The following is a 21101-nucleotide window of genomic DNA, read 5'->3' on the forward strand; positions in this document are numbered from 1 at the left end:
GAAAATCGACTCCCTGTCTATGAAGGATCCAAGACAGTACTTTTTATTTTTTGTTCGTAAGCTAATAGCCTATTCCATCGATTTACATTTTGTTTTGCAATATCTTCTAATTCAATTCGTATTAACTCATCATCTAGCACATGAACTTTTCTATGGCAATTGGGGCAGATTGCAACGACATTATCAATCGAATCACTCCCACCATCTGCCAGTCTCTTGACATGATGTTCTTCCAGGTAGGGTTCATTATTTTTATCCTTAAAGGGCGCATCTGAACCACAATATTGACATTTTCCTTCTGCAATGCGCTTTACTAATTCTTTCAGGTAAGGATCTCGATAGTATACGGTAGTTTCTGTTGTCCTCGGTTCCTTATTATCACGATTTGTCTTAGCTCTTTTATTCAATTCACGATTGGATAAACTAACCACTTTCTTCTCAAAATCATCTGACATACAATCCGTAACATTTATTACGGGTTTTACGGGAAAAACCCATACACTTCTCATGCAACCACCAGCGTCCAATTGAGGTGCATGATATGGTTTTTCCACTAGCTTCACCACTCCACGATATGTATATATTGCTTTTTCTAAAACTTCAAACAAATGAATCTCTACACCATTGGTGTTAGAATCATATAGAGTGCGATTCTGATTCCCATCTAAAACTTGGTCCCCATTTTTTCCCATTCCCGTATAATGTAAAACACCATTTTTCCATTCATCACGATATAAACCCTTTGTGTAATCGGAAATAATCACCAAGCAACCTGTCTTCCTTGACCGACGCATGCCCCCCATATTGCCACATTGGAACAATACCCTTAATTCGCTATTCGTTAATTCATCGCCGATCATTATCCCTGGTTTAAAGCCCATTTTTATCTACTCCCTAGTATTAAGAAACATTACTGTGCCTACAGTTAACGGCTTACTTCTCGAGCTTCCACACTTACCTTTATTATCCGGGCAAAATCTAAATTTATGACAGCATTTTACCGATATTGCTTTCAAACAATATCCCACCCATCTGTACCATCAGATCCTTGTTCCTACTCATAAACATCTCTGCTAGCAAATTCGATTGATCGATCCAACTGAATAATCCTGAGTGGCAACACTTATTTCTTCTTTCCCTGCATTCGTCAAGTCTTTTTGCAAATGTAGACCACCAATCATTCCCATATTCTATTTTCCCTATGCGTTCCATTCTTTTCGCTAGATCAGAGCTTTTTGAAGCCAGTAACCTCTGAAATGCTCCTAAGGTAAGTTCATTTGATGTGGCATCCTTAAGTTCCACCATCCCCCTACCCTTACCCTGTCCTCTAATTTTTACCTCTGGATAAATGGACTTTAAACTTGTCTCAAAACAATCTTTCATCTGCAATTCCAACGCTTTGCAGAAGAGAATCGCACAGCAAGAGGCATCCAATGTTTTATTTACTTCGTATACCGGAGACAGGAGATAAAAAAGCTTCATACCAAGCAATAAATTATCTTGTATTTGGGGTGGGAATGAATTTAACTCTTCCATGGTATCGAATCCAAATTTCCTTAATTGTTCCATAGACAGGTTGGTAGTTATAAAACTTTCATCCAACCCCTGCACTAAGCTGTCTGTATTGAACTCTACATCTCCGTCCTCATCCTCCATGGTATCCACCTTAAAGGATGTTATAGACGGCAGAGAAGTAGACGCAGAAGCTAAAGCCTTTGCTTCTTCTTCCTTAGGTAGCTGTTCGTCCAAAATAGCTTTAATTCTCTTGATTGCGAATGTATCCAGAATCATTTTTGCTTTCTTTATGCAAGTAGAATTCTGCCAGGCCTCTTCATCTCCAATCACATATAAGCGATATTTTGCTCTGGTAGCAGCAACATTTACAATGTTTGAATTGACCCATTTGACCGCCCCACGGGCCTCCCTGCTCTTATCGCAGCCCAAAAGAAAAATAACCTCGTTTGCTTCTTTGCCCTGGAATGTATGAACCGTTCCGATATTCTGATTCAACCATTCCGAATCGCAACTACTCAAATAAGAATCGGTTACTTTTCTTTTATATTCTTTTAAATATGCCTTCATCCCATTAACAACAGAGGTAAACGGACTGATTATATACAAGCTTGGATGATCCGATTTCGAAAAAGCGGTTTCCAGAATCTCACAAACCTTCTGGGCCTGTTCCTCTACGAAGTGATTTTTATTACCCTTTTCTTTCCCTACTATATTTATCCATTGTGATTTGTCATAGACAAAGGTAGCTGCTGTAGTAGTGGCAGGCTCCCGAGTCTGCTGTTTCATAATACCATTATAAGAAATTTCATTCGAGATATCATACATTGGAGATATGCATCTTCTATGTACCAACAACGGACATCCAACCCATTCCGGATAATCAGTGCCATTATCTAAATAAGTTCCAAAGTGGTTTAATTTGTCAGCCAGGCTTTGCACTGATATTGTTTTTGACTTATACGGCAAAAGCTCCTGATCATCAAATGCGCTCTTCAACAGATTCAAATCTTCTGTCACAACAGGTTCCACCTGTTTGGGATCACCAACAATCATTGCTCTTCTACTTCGATATAGAGCCCCTACCGCCATCTGGGGCTGGGCCTGCCCTGCTTCATCGACGATTAAAGTTCCAATAACGCCTGGTTCTTTTACATCACGCAAAAATGTTCCAAGAGACGCAAAGGTGGTTGACAAGACGGGAACCAGCAAAAACAATGTCTGATAGAGAGCTCCGACAAACCGCCTTTTATCATCTATATGGAACTCCATTCTTTCTTTATCGTCCCCCGGCAACAACCCCCAGTAATGTCCTAATGTTTTGAAATTATCTCTACAGCTCTTTGAAGAAAGAACAAATTCTTTGCTCAACTTCATTGCATAATAAAACAATTTCTCCCGCTCGATATTGTAACGTTTTGTAAACCAGGGATTCGCCACCTGTGCGTCAGTGGATACCTTTAGATCCAGAGACAGCAAACCGTCCATAAACTCAGTATCCAATGCAATACCAGCATCCACAGATTTATCCTGAGTAAATGTCCTCACTTTTTCCAAATATATCGATTCCGTATTGTTTCGTTCGTGTTTCGTATTTTCTAATACACTTTGCAGTTCTTGAATTTGCTTTTCCAATTCTTTTATTTTTGTCTTTTTATCTAGTATCTCAGCTTCAACTTTATTCTGGGCATGAATAGAACGCTCAACTTCCATTTTTATATTTTTTGCTTCTTCTCTCAGTTCATCAAGCTGTCTCGTCAGACGCTCCATTTCCTCTGTGGCTTTTATAACTTCCTCATGATAGCCCTCGGCTAATAGCTCATTTGCCGCTGCTTTTTGTTTATTAAACAGCCTGCTAAAAACACCTGTTGATTTTCTTGCATCAACTTCTTTTTCCAACTGTTCTCTTTTCTTAGACGATAGCGCTTCCACTTCCTTTGATATTTCAGATATATGACTCTCTATTTTGTCTCTTTCTCCTTTCGCGAGCCGCACATCTTTATCTTTTTGCTTCAAAATCTCCTGAAGTCTATCCAGATTTAAGTTCTCTGCTTCAATCAGCCTATTATTCTCCGTTCTTTTTTCAGTCAGTTTAATTTCCAGCCCGTTCTGTTTGTAAATCAGATCCTCACGTTTCCGTACAATTGCGCACATTCCTTTTAATTGATCCTGTAATTCCAACACTGCTTTTAGCTGCTTCCCAAAATCATCCCGGGCATTCTCATATTTTTTAATTCTACGATCCTTAAAATCTTTACCGGGATAAAAATCCCAATATAACGGATAAAGCACATGATTATAAAAGGCGCTAATATTAGCTCGTTTACCTAACGGCGCAGCGACAAGCCCCCAAACGCCTTCATGGTCTAGTAACCCCTTGGCATACTCTGTAAAATAAATATCTTTACATGGTTTTTTGCTGATCGTTTCATACGTTAGAGATTGTGCAGGATCAAATAACGTACTTATATCCTGGAGCATTCCTGCATATTCTTCCGTATCGTCAGACGTTGGTTTTAAATCACTTAACAGCCCTGTACCCAGTGGCAGTTCCTTTGAGACATTTTCTACTGCGGCATTATTACATGATGTAACAAGAATACCATAGTCATTAATGCTGTCATTTTTTAAACGATACCAAGCTCGAGTAAATGCCGAATATGCGTGATCCTGCTTTCCTCCATGTAAAAAAGTATGTTTTTCAAATGCATCATCAGGGTCTTTATATACTGCAAGAAGAATGGCACGTTCGATAATGTGATTTACAACTATTTCTTTTAATAACGTTGTCTTTCCTGTACCAGGAGGTCCATTAACAGAAAATACATTCCCATTAATACCGAACAATTCAGAAGTGCCCTTCCTGATACAAAGATTTACCGCGATCTGCTGCATAAATGCCGGCATGAATTTTGAAGGCCATTTTCCTAAAGGAGCATTTTCCACCTCCAGGATGTCTGATATTTGCCGAAAGAATTCTTTCTTATCTTCTGGATGGACCAAATCAATTTTTCCATTTTGGTCATCGTTACTTAAAACAGAAATATAACGAACCAAATCATCGCATCTAAAGCCATCAGATGTTATGGAACCATCCTCAACTTTTTGAAGTACATGTTTGATATCCTCTGAAAAATAATCGTGGCTTAAACCAAGATAGTTATCTTCGTCCATCTTGTTTTTGGTCTTCTCATCCGCAAAAAGTTGAAAATACAATCCATATACTTCCTGGTATTCCAGCTCCTCCTCCGTCTGTTCCATATTTCTTTTCACAAAATCTTTTTCAATTCTTTTATACAAATCCTTGAGAATCTTTGCTGTTACTGCATTTGGGGCAAATCTTGGCATTTGTTCGTCTGCCTCTTCCGACTCTTCTGATTTCGATTCATTGTTCCCAATGCTTGAATTGATTACTTTTTCCTTGTTGAAAAATTTCTTTTCCAGATCTTCTACCGCACTGCGGTACGCTTTTTCATCTATACTTTCGGATAACCTGACTTGACTGTTTTTTATTTGATTCATTGACCATATTATAGTGGACAATGACAAAGAATGCTCCACATAAGTACCATCTGGCGCGAGCTGAAGACTTGCCCACGCTATACTGTCAAATGTTTTTTCAGGGCGTTCCTCCTCACCGGCTTTTGGAAGAATCCTTGCAATACATTCGATACAGGCCTCCCGTTTTATTTTTCCGATATAGACCGTAATATTTCCCCATTTTTTCATGCCGCATGACATTGCATCTTCTGAAATAACATCGTAAATAGACTGTGAATCCTGCAGTTCCCGGTATGACCAAATAGTCTTCCCTCTAAACTTGCCGTTGGCGAAATCATTCTGGGCTTTATGCAGTTTTGTACGAATATCCCACATATCATCGTATTTGTCCTGCGCTAGAAACTCAATGGCATACCAATAATCGAGGACTTTTTTAGCGATTTGCAAATTTCCCTTTTTCTCTGCCATCTGGTACCTCCCTGATTACTACATCATTTCTCTTATCGTCATATCCGCTCCAAATTAACTCCTCTGCTCTCCCGCATATACTCTCATCGCCGCCTCCTCTTCAAACTGCCTGGAATACAGCTCATAGTAATATCCCTTTTTATCCAGCAGTTCCAGATGGGTGCCCCGCTCGATGATCTTTCCCTCTTTTACAACCAATATCAGATCCGCCTGGCGGATCGTCGATAAACGATGGGCGATCACAAAGGAAGTATGCCCTTTCAGCAGATGATTCGTCGCGTCCTGAATCAGCTTTTCCGTCTGGGTATCGATCGAGGAAGTCGCTTCATCCAGGACAAAGATGGCCGGATTCGCCAACACCGCCCGGGCAAATGAGATCAGCTGCTTCTCGCCTGTGGACAGCAGGCCTCCGCTTTCGCCCACGTCGCTGTCGTAGCCTTTCTCCATTTTTTCAACCACCTGATCCGCAGACACATTTTTCGCCGCCTCAATAATCTCCTCGTCCGTTGCATCCAAACGGCCATATCTTATATTTTCCCGCACTGTTCCGGAAAACAGATGCGGATTTTGCAGCACATAACCGATCTGGCTGTGCAGCCACAGCTGCGACCGCTCCCGGTAATCCACGCCGTCGATCAATATCCTTCCCTTTGTGGGTTCGAAGAACCTGCCCACCAGATTCACAAGGGTGGACTTCCCGGCCCCCGTCTCACCGACAATGGCAACATTCATCCCGGATGGCACATGGAGGTTAAAATGCTCCAATACATATTCCTTCCCGTCCGGATACCGAAAGGAAACGTCCTCAAACACGATATCCCCCCGTATCTTTTCCCAATTATCCCGATTCGGCATAAAGGCGTCGCCGTATTTCTGAAGCACATGGGGCTGGTCTACCACATTCGGCTCCTGTTCCAACAGATCCGTCACCCGCTCGATATTCGCCTGACAGGAAATCAGGTCCGACAGCAGTCTGGCCAGCTGCTGGATTGGTTCGAATATAACCACCGCATAGGAGATAAATACCGATAACGTTCCAAGTTTTATGAGGTTCTCCCGCACCATATACCCGCCCCGCGCCAGCACAACCGCAGAGGCCACAGAGCTGAAGAACAAAATGGCCGGAATATAAACCGCGTTCAGCTTGGCCGAACGGATCGACGCGTGGCGCATATCCGACGTCTTCTCATAGAACCGTTTCTCATTGTCCTTTTCTATGACCATGCTTTTTGACGTTTTCACTCCGGTAATGCCTTCATTGTAAGCGCTTGTAATTTGGGAATTGATCCTCCTTACCTTCCGGTTCCATTTTAAGATCCGATTCTGGAAATACACGGTCAGAAGGGCGATACACGGGACAATCATGGCTATGATAAGCGCAAGCCTGGCATTCAAAATGAACATAATGCCGAACACGCTGACCACATAAATCAGGGCCCAGAACATATCCACCAGCCCCCACGCGATCATTCCCGCAATCCTTAACGTGTCGCTCATCACCCGGGCGTGGATATAGCCCACCGGCGTCGTATTATAATAGGAAAAGGACAAGGTCTGCAGATGCTGGAACTGCGCCCGTTTCAGGTCTTTTCCCACATTCATCTCTATAATCGTCGCCGCGCGGACCGACAGATAGACGCAGACCGTCTGACCGGCGATCACCGCAATGTAAATTAACGCAAATATCCCAAGCCCCTCCATGCGGTCCGGTATAATAAAAGCATCGATGGCGTAGCTTTGGAACAGCGGCACGAGAATATCCACTCCCGCAAGCAGTATATTAAGTCCCAGCGTAATGGCAAAAAAACGTTTATACGGTTTGAAAAATGGTGACAGCTTCATCCAGATCCGGAAGCTGAAAGGATTGTTATATTCTTGTTCTTCGTATGCCGCCATCTGTCATCCCTCCATTTTCTCTCTGTCATCACGGCTCATCTGTATATCATATATCTTGCGGTAAATTCCATTTCTTTGTATCAGCTCCTCATGGGTTCCGCATTCTTCGATTTGCCCATGATGCAGCACCATGATCTCGTCTGCCCCCATCAAAGACGTCACTCTGTGGGAGATCAGGATAACCGTCGCTTCCTTCATATGCTCTTTCAGCGCGCGGCGGATGTTATAATCCGTCTGGGAATCTACCGCCGATAAGGAATCATCAAACACCATAATCGGCGCTTTCTGAAGCAGCATCCTTGCAATGGCAATCCGCTGTTTCTGGCCCCCGGACAAAGTGACTCCCCGTTCCCCCACAAGGGTCTCATAGCCGTCCGGGAAACTCATAATCGCCTCATCGATACACGCAATCCGGGCGGCATACCGGATCTCCTCCAACGATGCATCCGGTACGGAAGCCGCTATATTTTCCCGGATCGTCCTGGAGTACAAAAACGGCTCCTGCAATACCATTCCGATGCTTCTCCTGAGCTCCTCGATGGGAATCTCTTTGATTTCCCGGCCGCCAATATAGATGCCGCCTCTGTTCTCCTCAAGCTCATACAGCCTGGCGAGAAGCTGGATGATCGTAGACTTTCCGCTTCCTGTGCCGCCTAAAATTCCAAATGTCCTGCCTTCCGGAACCGTAAAGGAAATATCCCGGAGTACATCCTTTCCTTCCTCATAGCCGAATGACACGTGCTGAAAGGAAATCGGATACGTTCCATCGGTTTTTTCACTTTCTTTCCCATACTCTTCCTCCTGGGAACGAATGATGTAATCCACACGCTCAAAGGAGACCCCCGCCTTACTCATATCCGAAAGAATACGCCCCAGGCCGCGGATTGGCCACACAAGCGTTGAATTATAAGCCGCAAAAGCGATAAATTCGCCAACGGATATAGAACCGTTTACCGCCTCCACTACTCCGAAAATAATAACCGCAACCACCTGAAGTCCCGTGATCAGGTCCCCTATCCCCCAATATAATCCGGAAAGCGTCCCCAGACGAATCCACAGCTTCGCAAAGGCGTCGTTCTTTTCGTCAAACCGTTCCATCTCAAACTGCTCCCGGCCGAATGCCCGCACCACGCGCACCCCTGTGGCGTTTTCCTGCACAACCGTGGATAGCTCTCCCTCCGCCTCATCCGCAGTGGTGAAGCGCTTTGCGATCAATTTATAAAATACGGTAGAGTACACGATGACGACCGGCACAAACAGCAAAACGACGCAGGAGAGCTTTACATTCATGGAAAACATCATAACAAAAGACGTTAACACAAGAAATGCTGTCCGGAACACCTCCAGAAGCTGTGTTACTACAAATCCGCGAATCACCTCCACGTCGGACGTGCACCGTTGGATAATATCTCCCGTCTGGTTTTTGTCATGCCATTTCATCGGAAGCTTTTGTGCATGAGTAAATAAAGCGTCTCTTAAATTTTTAGCAAAATTCTCTCCCGCTCTGGCCGTATTGGTGCGGCTGATATAGGTAAAAATCCCGGAAGCTACCGCTACCACTACGATCATCCACGCTAATACCCACAGATTATCTGACAGATAGGTCAGACCGCTCCCGCCAAGCACCTCATCAATGCTGTACCGGAAGATCTGCGGGGTCAGCGCATTCAATACGGTGGAAATCAGCGACGCGGCTATGGCCAGCGCGAAATAACCCTTCGAACCATATAGGTATCTTAATATTAATTGCAATTTTCTATATTTTGTTTTCGTTATTTTCTTCATTGTTTTACCTTGGCCGTCTCATATTGGTCTATATTTATTATAGTCATCAAAAACCAGCTTCTTTCATCAGCGTCAAACTTACAATCTCTTGCTCCAGCTTCACACTCTGCGTTAACATGTAGTGAACCGCCTCAGCATATGGTTCTATCGTTTTTAATTCAAATTCTCAATAAATCCAGTTTACTATATTTATGGCAAAGAATCTATAACAAGTATTTTTTAGATTTAAATAAGTCAATGTCAGCCTGTTTGATCCGAAGTTTGAGGTTCGTCAAAAGAGGGCCTGTATACGGCTGGAAGGTTTCTTTTGCGCCTTCCTTTTTGTATACAAGCCCCTCTCTGCTATATATGAGATATGTTATACTTCGCGCCTAAACAGCTGTCCAGCCGCCATCGATGGTAAGGATTGTGCCATTTGCCATATCTGCCATGTCACTAGCCAAATACTGAACCGCATTGCCGATATCTTCAATGGTTCCCAGTCTTCCCCTGGGGATTTTGGCAAGCACCGCATCCCGAAAGCTTGGCGTATCCAGTCTTTCTGCCGTACCTGGAGTATAGGTAAAGGTAGGTGCAACCGCACTGGTGATAACACCAAATTTCCCCCACTCTATTGCCAGCACTCTGGTCATTTGATTTAAGCCGCCTTTGCTAGCGCAATAAACCACTTCATTTTCATTGGCCACAAGGGATATCTGTGACGTAATATTAATAATACGTCCATATTTTCTTGGTAACATCTGCTTTGCCGCTGCCTGGGCACAGAAAAATGCACCACGTAAATTTAAATCCATCATGGTGTCCCAGTCTTCTTGGGTAACCTCAATTGCCGGGATTGGATTTCCCATACCGGCATTATTTACCAAAATATCTAAGTGTCCACAATCAGCAACCACTTGCTCAAAAACAGGCTGTATACTTGCCACATCTCTTACATCAAGCTGATATATGACAGCCCGTTTGCCTGCCAGTTCCGCCCGTAAGCGTTCCACTTTTTCAGGCGTACGCCCGGTTGTGGCAACGATAGCACCCTGTTCCAAGAAATAATCAACCAGACCACGGCCGATTCCCGCCGTACCGCCGGTTATCATGATAACCTTATCTTTTACTGAAAATGTATTCATCGTTAACCCTCCAATTACACGTTATAGCTTTGGAAATTTGTAAATAGTTTCACTCTCAAAAGCTTGACCAGCCTGATAAAAACAGCTTGGAAAATTTGATTTGTTTGGCGTATCCGGGAAATACTGGGTCTCCAAACAGAAGCCACCATGGCAAGGATAGTATGCGCCGCCTTTTCCCCCTTTTACAGCGCCCATGTTATTACCGCTATACACCTGTACCCCCGGTAAATCCGTATAACCTTCCATCACAATACCAGACTTTTCACTAAAGCACCGAACAAATGGCTTGTCATAACCAGGCTCGTCAATAACATAGTTGTGATCATAACCATTTCCCATTTGGATCTGCTCACATTCCCGCATATCAATATCTCTGCCTATCTGTTTTTCCTCCAAGAAATCCATGGCTGTTCCTGTCACATCCATCAGCTCTCCTGTTGGAATAAATTCTGCATCGATGGCAGTTATTTTGCTACATGCAAGCTGCATATACTGGTCCATTATTGTTCCGGAATCATGTCCGGCCAAATTAAAATATGCATGATTGGTCAGATTAAAGTACGTATCTTTATCTGCTACGGCATGATACTTAATATGTAAAGCATTCTCTTCGCTTAAACGATAAATAACCGAAATGGCAGCATTACCTGGCATTCCCTGGTCACCATCCGGGCTTAACAGTGTAAACTCCACCGCATTTTCTTCTGTCCTTGCATCCCACATACGGATTCCATAGGGTTTGAAACCTCCATGCAGAACATTTTTTCCTTCGTTTGCATCCAGCTTGTAAGTTTCCCCTTGTAAGGTAAACTCCGCACCACCAATACGGTTGGCAAACCGTCCTACAAGCTGACCTTGGTATTGCGGATTATTCTGATATTCCTCAACAGTATCATAACCACATACTACATCTACCAAGTCCCCGTTTTTATCCGGAACACGTAAAGCCTGCAACACACCGCCAAAGTCAGATACAACTACCTGCATTCCGTTTTTATTTTCTATTGTATATAAAGAAGCTGCATCACTAAAAGATTTTTTACTAACTGACATAATCTCTCCTTTCCATTTTCACCGGGCAAGTACATCGTTACTTTTCTCTTGCCATGACATATAAAGGACTGGCTACCGGAGAAGCCAGCCCTTATACAAAATATTATTTTTTATTTTACAAGCGCAAGCTCTACGCCGATTTCAGGATCTACACTTTTACCTGCCAGATAATCCAGCGCCGCATCGATGGTTGTCTGAATAATCTTATCCGGTAACTGTGCAACGGTAGCAGCCATTGTTCCGGCTTCTACTGCTGCTACCGCATCTGGTGAAGCATCAAAGCCTACGATAGCAATATCTGTTCTGCCCGCTGCAATACAAGCTTCCATAGCTCCTAAGGCCATTTCATCATTGTGTGCAAATACAGCATCAATTTCATCCTGTGCCTGTAAGATATTTTCCATAACGGTCATACCTTCATCTTTGTTGAAATTTGCGCTCTGCTGTGCTACAAGTTCCAGATTATCTGTTGCGTCAATTACTTCATTGAAGCCCTGACCTCTCTGCTGTGCTACGTTCGTAGCCATAACCCCCTGAAGTTCTACTACTTTCGCACCGTCAGGGAATAATTCTTTGATATATTCGCCTGCCATTTTACCGCCGGCTACGTTGTCAGAAGCTACGTGGCATACCACCTCGCCGCCGTTTGCGCCACGGTCAAATGTGATAACCGGAATACCTGCTGCGTTAGCAGCTTCTACAGAAGCTACCGCCGCATCCGAATCGCTAGGGGTATATAAGACAATATCGGGTTCCTGTGATACAATGTCTTCCATGTTCGCCAGTTCTTTTGCCGAATCATTGTCACTGGTTATAACGGTAAGTTCAATTCCTGCCACATCTGCATACTCTTTTGCCGCCTTTTCTATAGCAACAAAGAAATCCGTTGTCAAAGATGCCATCAGTAATGTTACTTTTGGTTTTGCGTCCTGTGTATCCGCTTGTGCCGGCTCAGATTCTTCAGCAGCTTTCGGCGTTTCCGCGGATGTGTCCTGTTCCTTACTGCTTGGCGCACTGTCCGCCCCACCGCCACACGCTGTCAGCGAGAATGCCATAACCCCGGTCATCAACAATGCTACTAGTCCTTTACCCATTTTCATTTTGAAATCCTCCTTATAATATTATTTTAATCCTTGCGGATATAGTTAACTTTTTGCATCGATTAAAACGGCTGCTAAAATAACCACGCCTTTTACCACCGTCTGATAATAGGTAGATACATCTAACAAATTCAATGCATTATTTAACATACCGATGATCAATGCGCCGACTATTGTAAATAAAATTCTTCCCTGTCCCCCTTTTAAAGAAGTTCCACCAATTACCGCAGCGGCGATTGCATCCATCTCATAACTTTGTCCTGCCAATGGCTGTGCGGAAGACAGCCGGCTTGTTACAATAATTCCAGCGATAGCAGCCATTAAACCACTGATCATATAAGCGATGATTTTTGTATTAGTTATGCTGATACCAGATAACTTGGCTGCCTCCTCGTTTCCGCCTACCGCATAAATATGACGTCCGAAGGGGGTACTGCCCAGTACATAATACATGACAATAAAAATTGCTATCATTATCACAATTGGCACCGGAATTACGGAAAATATTTTCCCACCGCCAATTAACTTAAACGCTTTATCCGACACACTAATCGGGCTTCCATTTGTCAGCAAATAGGTGGCCCCTCTGAAAATAGACATCATCGCCAACGTAACAATCATCGGCTGCAAATTCCATCTGGCAATGAATAGGCCGTTGGCAAATCCTACACATAAACCAACTAACAGCGCCGCAACCACTACTATTGCCGCCGAAAATCCCCTTTCCAGCATATAAGCCGCTATGGCGCCGGAAAATGCCAGTGTAGAACCTACGGAGATATCAATTCCCCCCGTTAAAATAACAACCGTAAGTCCTGCCGCTAATACCGCATTGATGGAGGTCTGATTTAAAATATTCATAATATTACTGAATCGCAAAAACCGGTTGTTTGCAAATCCAACTACGATAGCAAATACTACCATGATGATAACCGAGCGATACATGTTCCAGAATCGTCCTAATTTTTCTCTTGTCATCTTCATACACCTTCTTTTGGCTGGGATCCATCCCTCATAATCGTTTCCATAATCTTTTCCTGAGTTACGTCTTCATGCGTAAATCTTCCTTTGATACGCCCTTCATGCATAACGATAACTTCATCACAAATTCCTAATATTTCCGGCATTTCTGAAGATATCATCAGAATTGCTTTTCCATTTCGCTTCATGATATTGGTCAGATTATAAATTTCTTTTTTAGCTCCTACATCAATTCCCCTGGTTGGCTCGTCCAAAATCAAAAGCTCCGGCTCGCTCATAAGTCCCTTACTAAGTACAATTTTTTGCTGATTTCCACCACTTAGGTTCTTGGCCAACTGTTCCAGATTTGGGGTACGGATATTCATCTCCTTACGGTATTCTTCGCTAATTTTTCGTTCCTTTTTTCGATTTACTCTTCCGAACCTGACAATCTTTTTCAAACTGGACAGGGTAATGTTGGTTTTCACATCCTGGGATAAAATAAGGCCCTCCGCTTTACGGTCTTCCGACACATAGAAAATACCACTTTGGATTGCCTGTTTTGGAGACCGTATCTCTACTTGTTTCTGATTGAGCAAAACCTTGCCGCTTTGCTTTGGATATACCCCAAACAGTGTTTTCGCCAGTTCCGTTCTTCCTGCTCCAGCCAGGCCGGCAATTCCCACGATACTTCCTCTCTTCACAGAAAAAGAAATATCTTTTACATACTGGTTTGTCAGCCCCTCCACTTTTAGCACCACATCCTCGGTATCAGGAGACGGATCATACGGAAACAGATCGGTTAGCTGTCTGCCTACCATCATACGAACCAGTTCATCGTAGTCCAGGTCTTTTACCAGCCTTTCTCCAATCAACTGACCATCCCGCAGCACGGTAACCCTGTCACAAATCTGAAATACTTCCTGTAACCTGTGTGTGATATACACAATCCCCTTGCCCTGTGCCCTCAGTTCTTCCACAATCGCCAAAAGACTATCTACATCATCATCCGGCAACGCGTCGGTTGGCTCATCCATGACGATAACATCACTATTTAGCGCCAACGCTTTTGCGATTTCAACCATCTGCTGCTTGGCAATCGAAAGCCCCTGCACCGGCCTTTTGGGATCGATCTCGGCATTGATCCATCCTAGTAATTCCTTAGACCCCTGAATCATAGCCTTTGTGTCCAAATGTCCCAGCTTGTTATGTAGTTCCCGTCCCATGTATATGTTTTCATATACTGTCATGTAAGGAACTAAATTCAGTTCCTGGTGAATAATGACTATCCCTTTCTGCGCAGCTTCCCGCGGATTTTGAAAGGCCACTTCTTGATTACGGTATCGAACGCTGCCTCCATCCCTTTGATAGACGCCTGTTAACACTTTCATCAAGGTACTTTTACCCGCCCCATTTTCACCTAATAAGGCTACCACCTCACCGCTTCGAACGGTAATTCCCGCATTATCCAAGGCAACGACTCCAGGAAATTCTTTTCTTATATTTTTCATTTCCAGCAGTACTTCATTCATATGGATAACACCTCCTTCTCCTCCTTTTTAGTCAAACGTTTGACCAAATGGTAAAAATCCACTTGCCTTATGACAAAAAATGAACCCTGTAAATCCTACACAGATTCCCGCATAACCAGTTTGGGTTCCAACACCACATGAGGCTCTACTTCTTCCTTATTCAATATCTTCATTAACATCTTAGTCGCTTCTACCCCCATCTGATTCCTGGGCTGTGCTATAGTTGTTAATGCTGGAATGCAATAACTAGCCAATGTGATATCATCAAATCCTACTATTGCCACGTCTTCCGGCACCCGATATCCCAAATCGGCTAAGGCTCTGATAACACCGAAGGCCATATAATCACTATTTGCAAAAATGCCGTCACAAATTTTTCCACCTCTGTAACTGAACAACCTCAGTGTCGCTTCATACCCTCCTTTTGGTGATATTTCCGTTTCTAAATATATTAAATCTTTATCGACTGACAAGCCGTATTCTTTCATAGCCTGGCGGCATCCCTGGAGACGGTCTCTAACCGAAATTTTTCGATCAAATCCAATAAACGCTAAGTTTTTGCACCCTTTTTGCAATAAAAAGTTGGCCCCTATGTATCCGCCCATCACATTATCAATAGAAACCGTAAAACCATAATCTTGATCTACACGATCCACACTAATTACGGGTATGCTCAAAGCTTCTATCTGTTTATATCTATCCCCATCTGTACCCAACAGAATAATACCGTCTACATTTCTGTTTACAATTTCCCTCAGGTTTTCCTCTTCTATTTTGGGGTCATTTCTGGAATTGGAAACAATCGCAGAATAACCTTCTTTTGCCAATTCACTTTCAATTCCTGTAAGCACATCAATATAAAATATGTTGGTAAAGTCTGCAACCACTATTCCGATGGATTTCGTTTTGTTTATCTTTAAACTGCGTGCCGCTATATTCGGATGGTAATCAACTTCCTTTATGGCATCCATTATCTTCTTGTATGTTTCCGGACGTACCGTTTTTTTCCCATTAATAACATACGAAACTGTGCTAACAGAAACCCCGGCTAATTTTGCTACATCTTTTAGTGATCCCATCATGATTTTTGTACCCTTTCTTAGTTTCAATATAGTATAAACACGATGTTTTGTCAATCGTTTGACTAATCTTTTTTTCATTCGCGTAATAATCCTACGAATCTCACAAATACTGTTATTACCTTTTGTCTATTTTTACCTGGGTTTTGTATTAGAGCGTTTATCTATTGCTCTGACTGTTTCCCCCACCTCTATAGAAATTTCTAATAATTCCTCCGCCACCTGTGCAGATTTTATACGCATTACATTATCCCAGATGTCCTCTTTGGAATGAATAGTTTCTTTTACAGGCTTTTTTATCATAGGCTCATTTTCCTCCTCTTCATAATAAATAGCGCACAACTTCTTCTTTATCAGCCAGTTCTACGACTTGTCTATTTTTTCAGTAGTATATAAACCTCTACAATGATATATGAAACACTTTAAATTTAGAAATCGTTGTAGGATTTTCCCGTTCGTATCGGAAGTATTTCATAATCAACTCTTCCATTCTCTTCACAAACTTGATTATAATTATCTAAGGCCTTTTTTAATGAACTTACATCTAAGGCCTTTTTCAAATGAATATATAAGTCTACTTTTGCACGACTACACGCAACATAGTACATTCTCGTAAATTCCTCTGAATTCTCTTCATTAAGGAGTTGCGGGTTTGAAAACATATTGGATAATGTGGTGTTATCTCTGTCCTTACGGCTATTGGGTTCAAGGCTGACAATAACCTTTTCCCATTCACGTCCTTTTGCTTGATGGACAGTCATATAGCGGCTATCCTCTGAAAAAACTTCTGAAAAGAGTCTATGCGATGTATCCCAACTGAGCAAAGAAACATTCGCCTTCAACTCATCTCTATCCTCGTCATCGAAAATCGGAATGGCAAATTTATCACTCCAAACCACTGATACAAGTTCGTTATAGATTTCTTGGTGTAACCGCAAACTAAATCTATTGATTATATCAACAGTCAAAGATTCTGATGATATGGTATCAAACACTTCACTTGTAAGCCGTTTTAACTGTGCAAGAATTTTTGGTGTTAATTTCTTCGTATCAAAGTCTGTTAGTAGCGTAAGCGCAGCAATTATTTCAACCAGAGCACCTGTTTTATAACCATTCCAGAGCGTAAAAATAAACTTGAAAGCCCGTACCCAAGTCACATAGTTATGTTCAACAATATCGCTTCGTATATCAATCGGCGAAGTATAGTAGGCATTGTAAATTGCTTTCAAACATTTCTCTTGTTCTTCATTTATCCCCTGTATATAGGAAAATGCTGCTGCCCAAGTACGTGTAAGCACTACGGCACCATCAGCAATAACAGAGTTTATCAACTGCTTGGCGGATGCATCTTCACCAGAGATAATATGAATTTTTGTCTTTTCTGCTGTTTCTTTTTCCTCATCACTACTATAACACTTTTGACTATTCTGGATGACAGTTGGATCCGATTTGCGCAGAAAATTACATAAGTTAACTACATTAACAGTTGAACGCCTATTGTCACTAATTGTGTATTCATTCAAAACTCGATTTCCATCAATATTTAGGGCTAAAAATTGTGAGGGCTTTGCACCTTGAAAGCTATATATAGATTGTGCAATATCGCCAATTGTTCCAATGATCGTTGATTTACTTCCAATCAGCTTGATTAGCAAGGTTTGTAGAGGGTTTGTATCTTGAAACTCATCAACAAAAATGAATGGAAACTTAACTCTCGTGGTATAAAGCGCAAGATGATTTCGCTGCAATATACGATAACCAAAGTAAAGAATTTCATTATGCGTCAACTTTCTCGTTTTTGACCAAGCATATTGCTTTATGGGAATGATGTGACCGTCCTTAATCTGCTTTGATGCACGTAACTTTGCCGTTTTGTCAGCAAGATACGCAGCAATATCTACTTCGACTTCACCCAATATTTTCTTGCTGTAAGATAATTCTTCGGTATCTCCCGTCACAGATTTTATGAACTCAAATATATCACTCTTATCTATGCCATGCAGTATACCCAATCCCTCAACTTGCGAGGTAATCTGACTTTTCCCCTTAATATCAATAGAAAAATCCTCCTGCATAATTTGCCGCAAGTCTTCTTGGAACGGTTTAATTATATGCTCAATTATAAAACCATGAATTGTATGGGCTTCAACGGATGTCGAAAAACGATCAAGACGCCTCTTAATCTCGTCAACTCCCGCATTTGTATAGGTAATACAAAGAACTTTCCTTGCTTTACTTTGTGCTACGAGTGGATAAGTAGTGACAATATTTTTTACGTTTTCCACGAGAAAATGTGTTTTTCCAGCACCAGGCCCGGCATATATCTTGATATGACTATCAAGCTGTTCCGGTGTCAGCAATTTACTTGAGTTTATTTTTGTAGACATAGCCATTTCAGTCCCTCCTGTATGTAATTAGGAACACTCAAGGTGTTCGCCAATCCTTCATTTACAAGTATGTCAAGAGCAACATCACCTTTACAACCCTTGGCGTAATGCAAAAACAAGTTGGCAAAAAACAAGCGTTCAAACTCATCTTTATGGGCGGTATCATTCTGAATTGCTTGCTTATATGCATCTAGCCGCTCCTTTACAAGGGGTTGTGAGCGTCCATCTAATTCTGGCAGATGCATTTCCCATTTAGCAAAGTCAAATCCATATTCATCAACAAAGTCAGATATGGCTTTACTTGTTGGTATCTTGAATAACTCTAATAAAATAGCAGGATTATTAAAGTTACTAAGCAATAACTCATCTTCGAATGTGCGCCCACCATCCGACTGTGTTGATATGTGAAAATTGTCAATCAAAAAGCGATCATTAAGTTTCTGTATATGTTCAGGCACCGCCGTCTTATATGACTCGAAATCTGCAACTTTACCGTCTTCAAGCCATACAAAATCGCAATCAGTTATGCACAGAATTTTTTTGCGAACAGCGTTGCCGTTAAACAACTCTATAAAATGTTCAAAATGCTTACCGCCAATTTCAACCACAGCAATATGCTCGTCCTCGTAAGAGCAACCACACTTTTCCATAAACAATGGCATTAAAAGCCGCTCTGCGATACCCTCAACTAATATCACTTTATCAGCAAACAACATATCCGAACGAGTGACATCGAGGAACTTTGTTAAGTGTTTTTTGGCTTTCTCTTTGTGCCTTTCAGATCCATCATTGTCAGTAAACTGTTCTGAGAGGCTCTGCTCTTTACAATCAACACAATCTCCGTTCCTATCATAGGCAATCATAAACATATTGTCGATTCCCGCTACGGCGGAGATGTTACTCGAATGTGTAGTAACAAATATCTGCTGATTAAGATTATCCTCTTGGTCTAACTTACGTAAATATTTAAATAGCTTGTATTGCAAAGCGGGGTGTAAATGCGCTTCGGGTTCTTCAAGTAGTAAAATTCGGAAGTCCCTGCCCGGACGGATTTCCGTTAGCTTTATCAGCATATAAATATTAATCAGGTTATTGTAACCCAATCCGTTATAAGTAAGCGGAACAATATAGTCAGATTTGGTGTCCTTTACTTCCGTTATATACGAATCTCCCACAGACACATTTGGACGAAGATTTTGAGAAATTGACACATTGCCATGCGACAACCCGATATCATTGTTTTCGCTTTCAAATAATTTTTCTAACCGATCCAATACAGACTGGAGAATGTCTTTCATATCAGCAGCTACGGAATCCCTCAGTTGTGCAATCGCAGTAGCATTTCCTTGATCTTTTGCGAAGGCATCAATTTCACGCTTTGTTTCCTTGTGAACATCATCACTGGTTCGCTCCGCACCAATAAATCTAATATCAAATATTTGTGTTGCATCTTTTTTATCTGCAATGGTATTACTAGCGGCATTACAATAAGTCCACGAATAGCGGTGTTCAAACGATTTCAGAATGGTCATATATTTTCCAAATTCTTCATCTGCTATTTTTGCTACTTCACCTTTATAATCATTAAGAACCTTTTCATCCAGGGTACAAATTGCTTTAATAGAAGCCGTAACATTGTAATTAGTTGTACCATCAGGTTTCTGTTGAAATTCTGTAATCTCGTTTATGCCAAGAAATGGCAGCAACCTAATAATACTCTCGTCTTCTGTGTCTTCCTCAGAAATAGTATGACAAATAGTATACTCAATTGTAATCTGTGGCGCATCCTCGCGATATTTTGCTCCAAACCCAAGTAGGTCATTTTTATTAAAATCGTCAGCACAAATAGAAGGTTCATGCAACAATTTCACAGCAGTAAGTAGTCCTGTTTTGCCAGAATTATTCGCACCAATTATAACGTTGAGTCCCTTGTGAAACTTCATGGTAAAATCCATAAAATTCCGATAGTTTTTTATTGAAATCCTCTGTATATACATTGGCTATCCTCCACTTTATTTTCCTACAACTTGTCTTTTATATCTCTGCTGCCCCGAAGAAGTCTTTTCAATAGCAGCCATACCACTATCTTCCATCTTGACAGAGTTAAGAAACAGCGATTAAAGTAGCAATCTGTCGCACCAGGAGATGCGGTTCCACTCATAACCTTTATAATTCTATTCCGATACGCTGTAGATCATTAGGAGTTCTATCTCCCCTGTCTCTTTTTCTGTCATGCTCTGTTGAACCTTGAAACCCACTGTCCGTTAAATGATACTACTCTAGTGTTACTTTCATATGCTTTAAAAACCTTATGAAAAGCTTTCCATCAGTTTTTTTATGAATAGTTATGTGTTATGGAAAGTTTTTAAGAAAAATTAAATAATTATAATTTTTGTTGGTTTAATACTTTCCATAATTCTGATTGAATTTACAATACGGGTAGCGTTTACTTAAATGGAAATCTTAGATATCATAAATATCGAAGGTAAACACAAATGAACAACCCCTATCAAAATCTTTCTGCATTATATTCTCTTATGCCTGGAGCTGAAAACGCTATGTAAACTTAATTTCTCTAATTCCACTATCTGCCATCGTTGGGAAGTCTGGAAACGTTATCTTAAGTATTCCATAAAAGATGACTTCCAGCCACAGTATTGGTATGACTTTTTGACACAAGTCTATGGGATTAAAGAAATACAGG

At 41.7% G+C, this 21101-nt stretch carries 13 protein-coding genes; all 13 read right to left on the reverse strand.

The window, feature by feature from the left end; genetic code table 11:
* Positions 1 to 17: 17 nt before the first annotated feature.
* Entirely contained in the window at positions 18 to 881 is an 864-nt protein-coding gene (locus tag KTH89_RS15810) for an HNH endonuclease (RefSeq protein WP_238722327.1), read from the reverse strand.
* Positions 882 to 984: 103 nt separating this feature from the next.
* Positions 985 to 5481 (reverse strand): DEAD/DEAH box helicase, encoded by a 4497-nt coding sequence (locus tag KTH89_RS15815; RefSeq protein WP_238722328.1) that lies wholly within the window; start codon positions 5479 to 5481, stop codon positions 985 to 987.
* Between the two features lie 54 nt (positions 5482 to 5535).
* Entirely contained in the window at positions 5536 to 7377 is a 1842-nt protein-coding gene (locus KTH89_RS15820; RefSeq protein WP_238722329.1) for an ABC transporter ATP-binding protein, read from the reverse strand.
* Between the two features lie 3 nt (positions 7378 to 7380).
* Positions 7381 to 9162 carry an ABC transporter ATP-binding protein gene (locus KTH89_RS15825; protein WP_238722330.1) on the reverse strand — a complete coding sequence of 594 codons (1782 nt, stop codon included), beginning with the start codon at positions 9160 to 9162 and terminating at the stop codon, positions 7381 to 7383.
* A 371-nt stretch (positions 9163 to 9533) separates the two neighbouring features.
* Positions 9534 to 10286 (reverse strand): SDR family NAD(P)-dependent oxidoreductase, encoded by a 753-nt coding sequence (locus KTH89_RS15830; RefSeq protein WP_238722331.1) that lies wholly within the window; start codon positions 10284 to 10286, stop codon positions 9534 to 9536.
* A 21-nt stretch (positions 10287 to 10307) separates the two neighbouring features.
* Complete coding sequence (locus tag KTH89_RS15835; RefSeq protein WP_238722332.1) at positions 10308 to 11339, reverse strand: aldose epimerase family protein; 1032 nt, start codon at positions 11337 to 11339, stop codon at positions 10308 to 10310.
* Between the two features lie 110 nt (positions 11340 to 11449).
* On the reverse strand, positions 11450 to 12439 hold the full coding sequence (locus KTH89_RS15840) for a substrate-binding domain-containing protein (protein ID WP_238722333.1): 990 nt from the start codon (positions 12437 to 12439) through the stop codon (positions 11450 to 11452).
* A gap of 45 nt (positions 12440 to 12484) precedes the next feature.
* Positions 12485 to 13417 carry an ABC transporter permease gene (locus tag KTH89_RS15845; RefSeq protein WP_238722334.1) on the reverse strand — a complete coding sequence of 311 codons (933 nt, stop codon included), beginning with the start codon at positions 13415 to 13417 and terminating at the stop codon, positions 12485 to 12487.
* Positions 13418 to 13419: 2 nt separating this feature from the next.
* Positions 13420 to 14931 (reverse strand): sugar ABC transporter ATP-binding protein, encoded by a 1512-nt coding sequence (locus tag KTH89_RS15850; RefSeq protein ID WP_238722335.1) that lies wholly within the window; start codon positions 14929 to 14931, stop codon positions 13420 to 13422.
* A 95-nt stretch (positions 14932 to 15026) separates the two neighbouring features.
* Complete coding sequence (locus KTH89_RS15855; RefSeq protein WP_158344458.1) at positions 15027 to 16091, reverse strand: LacI family DNA-binding transcriptional regulator; 1065 nt, start codon at positions 16089 to 16091, stop codon at positions 15027 to 15029.
* Positions 16092 to 16145: 54 nt separating this feature from the next.
* The gene (locus tag KTH89_RS15860; RefSeq protein WP_238722336.1) at positions 16146 to 16313 is read right to left on the reverse strand and encodes a hypothetical protein; all 168 of its coding nucleotides are present in this window, start codon (positions 16311 to 16313) and stop codon (positions 16146 to 16148) included.
* Positions 16314 to 16438: 125 nt separating this feature from the next.
* Positions 16439 to 18403, reverse strand: a complete 1965-nt coding sequence (locus KTH89_RS15865) for a UvrD-helicase domain-containing protein (protein ID WP_238722337.1) — start codon at positions 18401 to 18403, stop codon at positions 16439 to 16441.
* A complete protein-coding gene (locus KTH89_RS15870; RefSeq protein WP_238722338.1) occupies positions 18382 to 20394 on the reverse strand; it encodes an ATP-dependent nuclease in 2013 nt (670 codons plus the stop codon). Before KTH89_RS15870 ends, KTH89_RS15865 begins: the two co-directional genes overlap by 22 nt.
* Positions 20395 to 21101 lie beyond the last annotated feature (707 nt).

This window comes from Diplocloster agilis (assembly GCF_019042275.1).
Taxonomy (GTDB): domain Bacteria; phylum Bacillota; class Clostridia; order Lachnospirales; family Lachnospiraceae; genus Diplocloster; species Diplocloster agilis.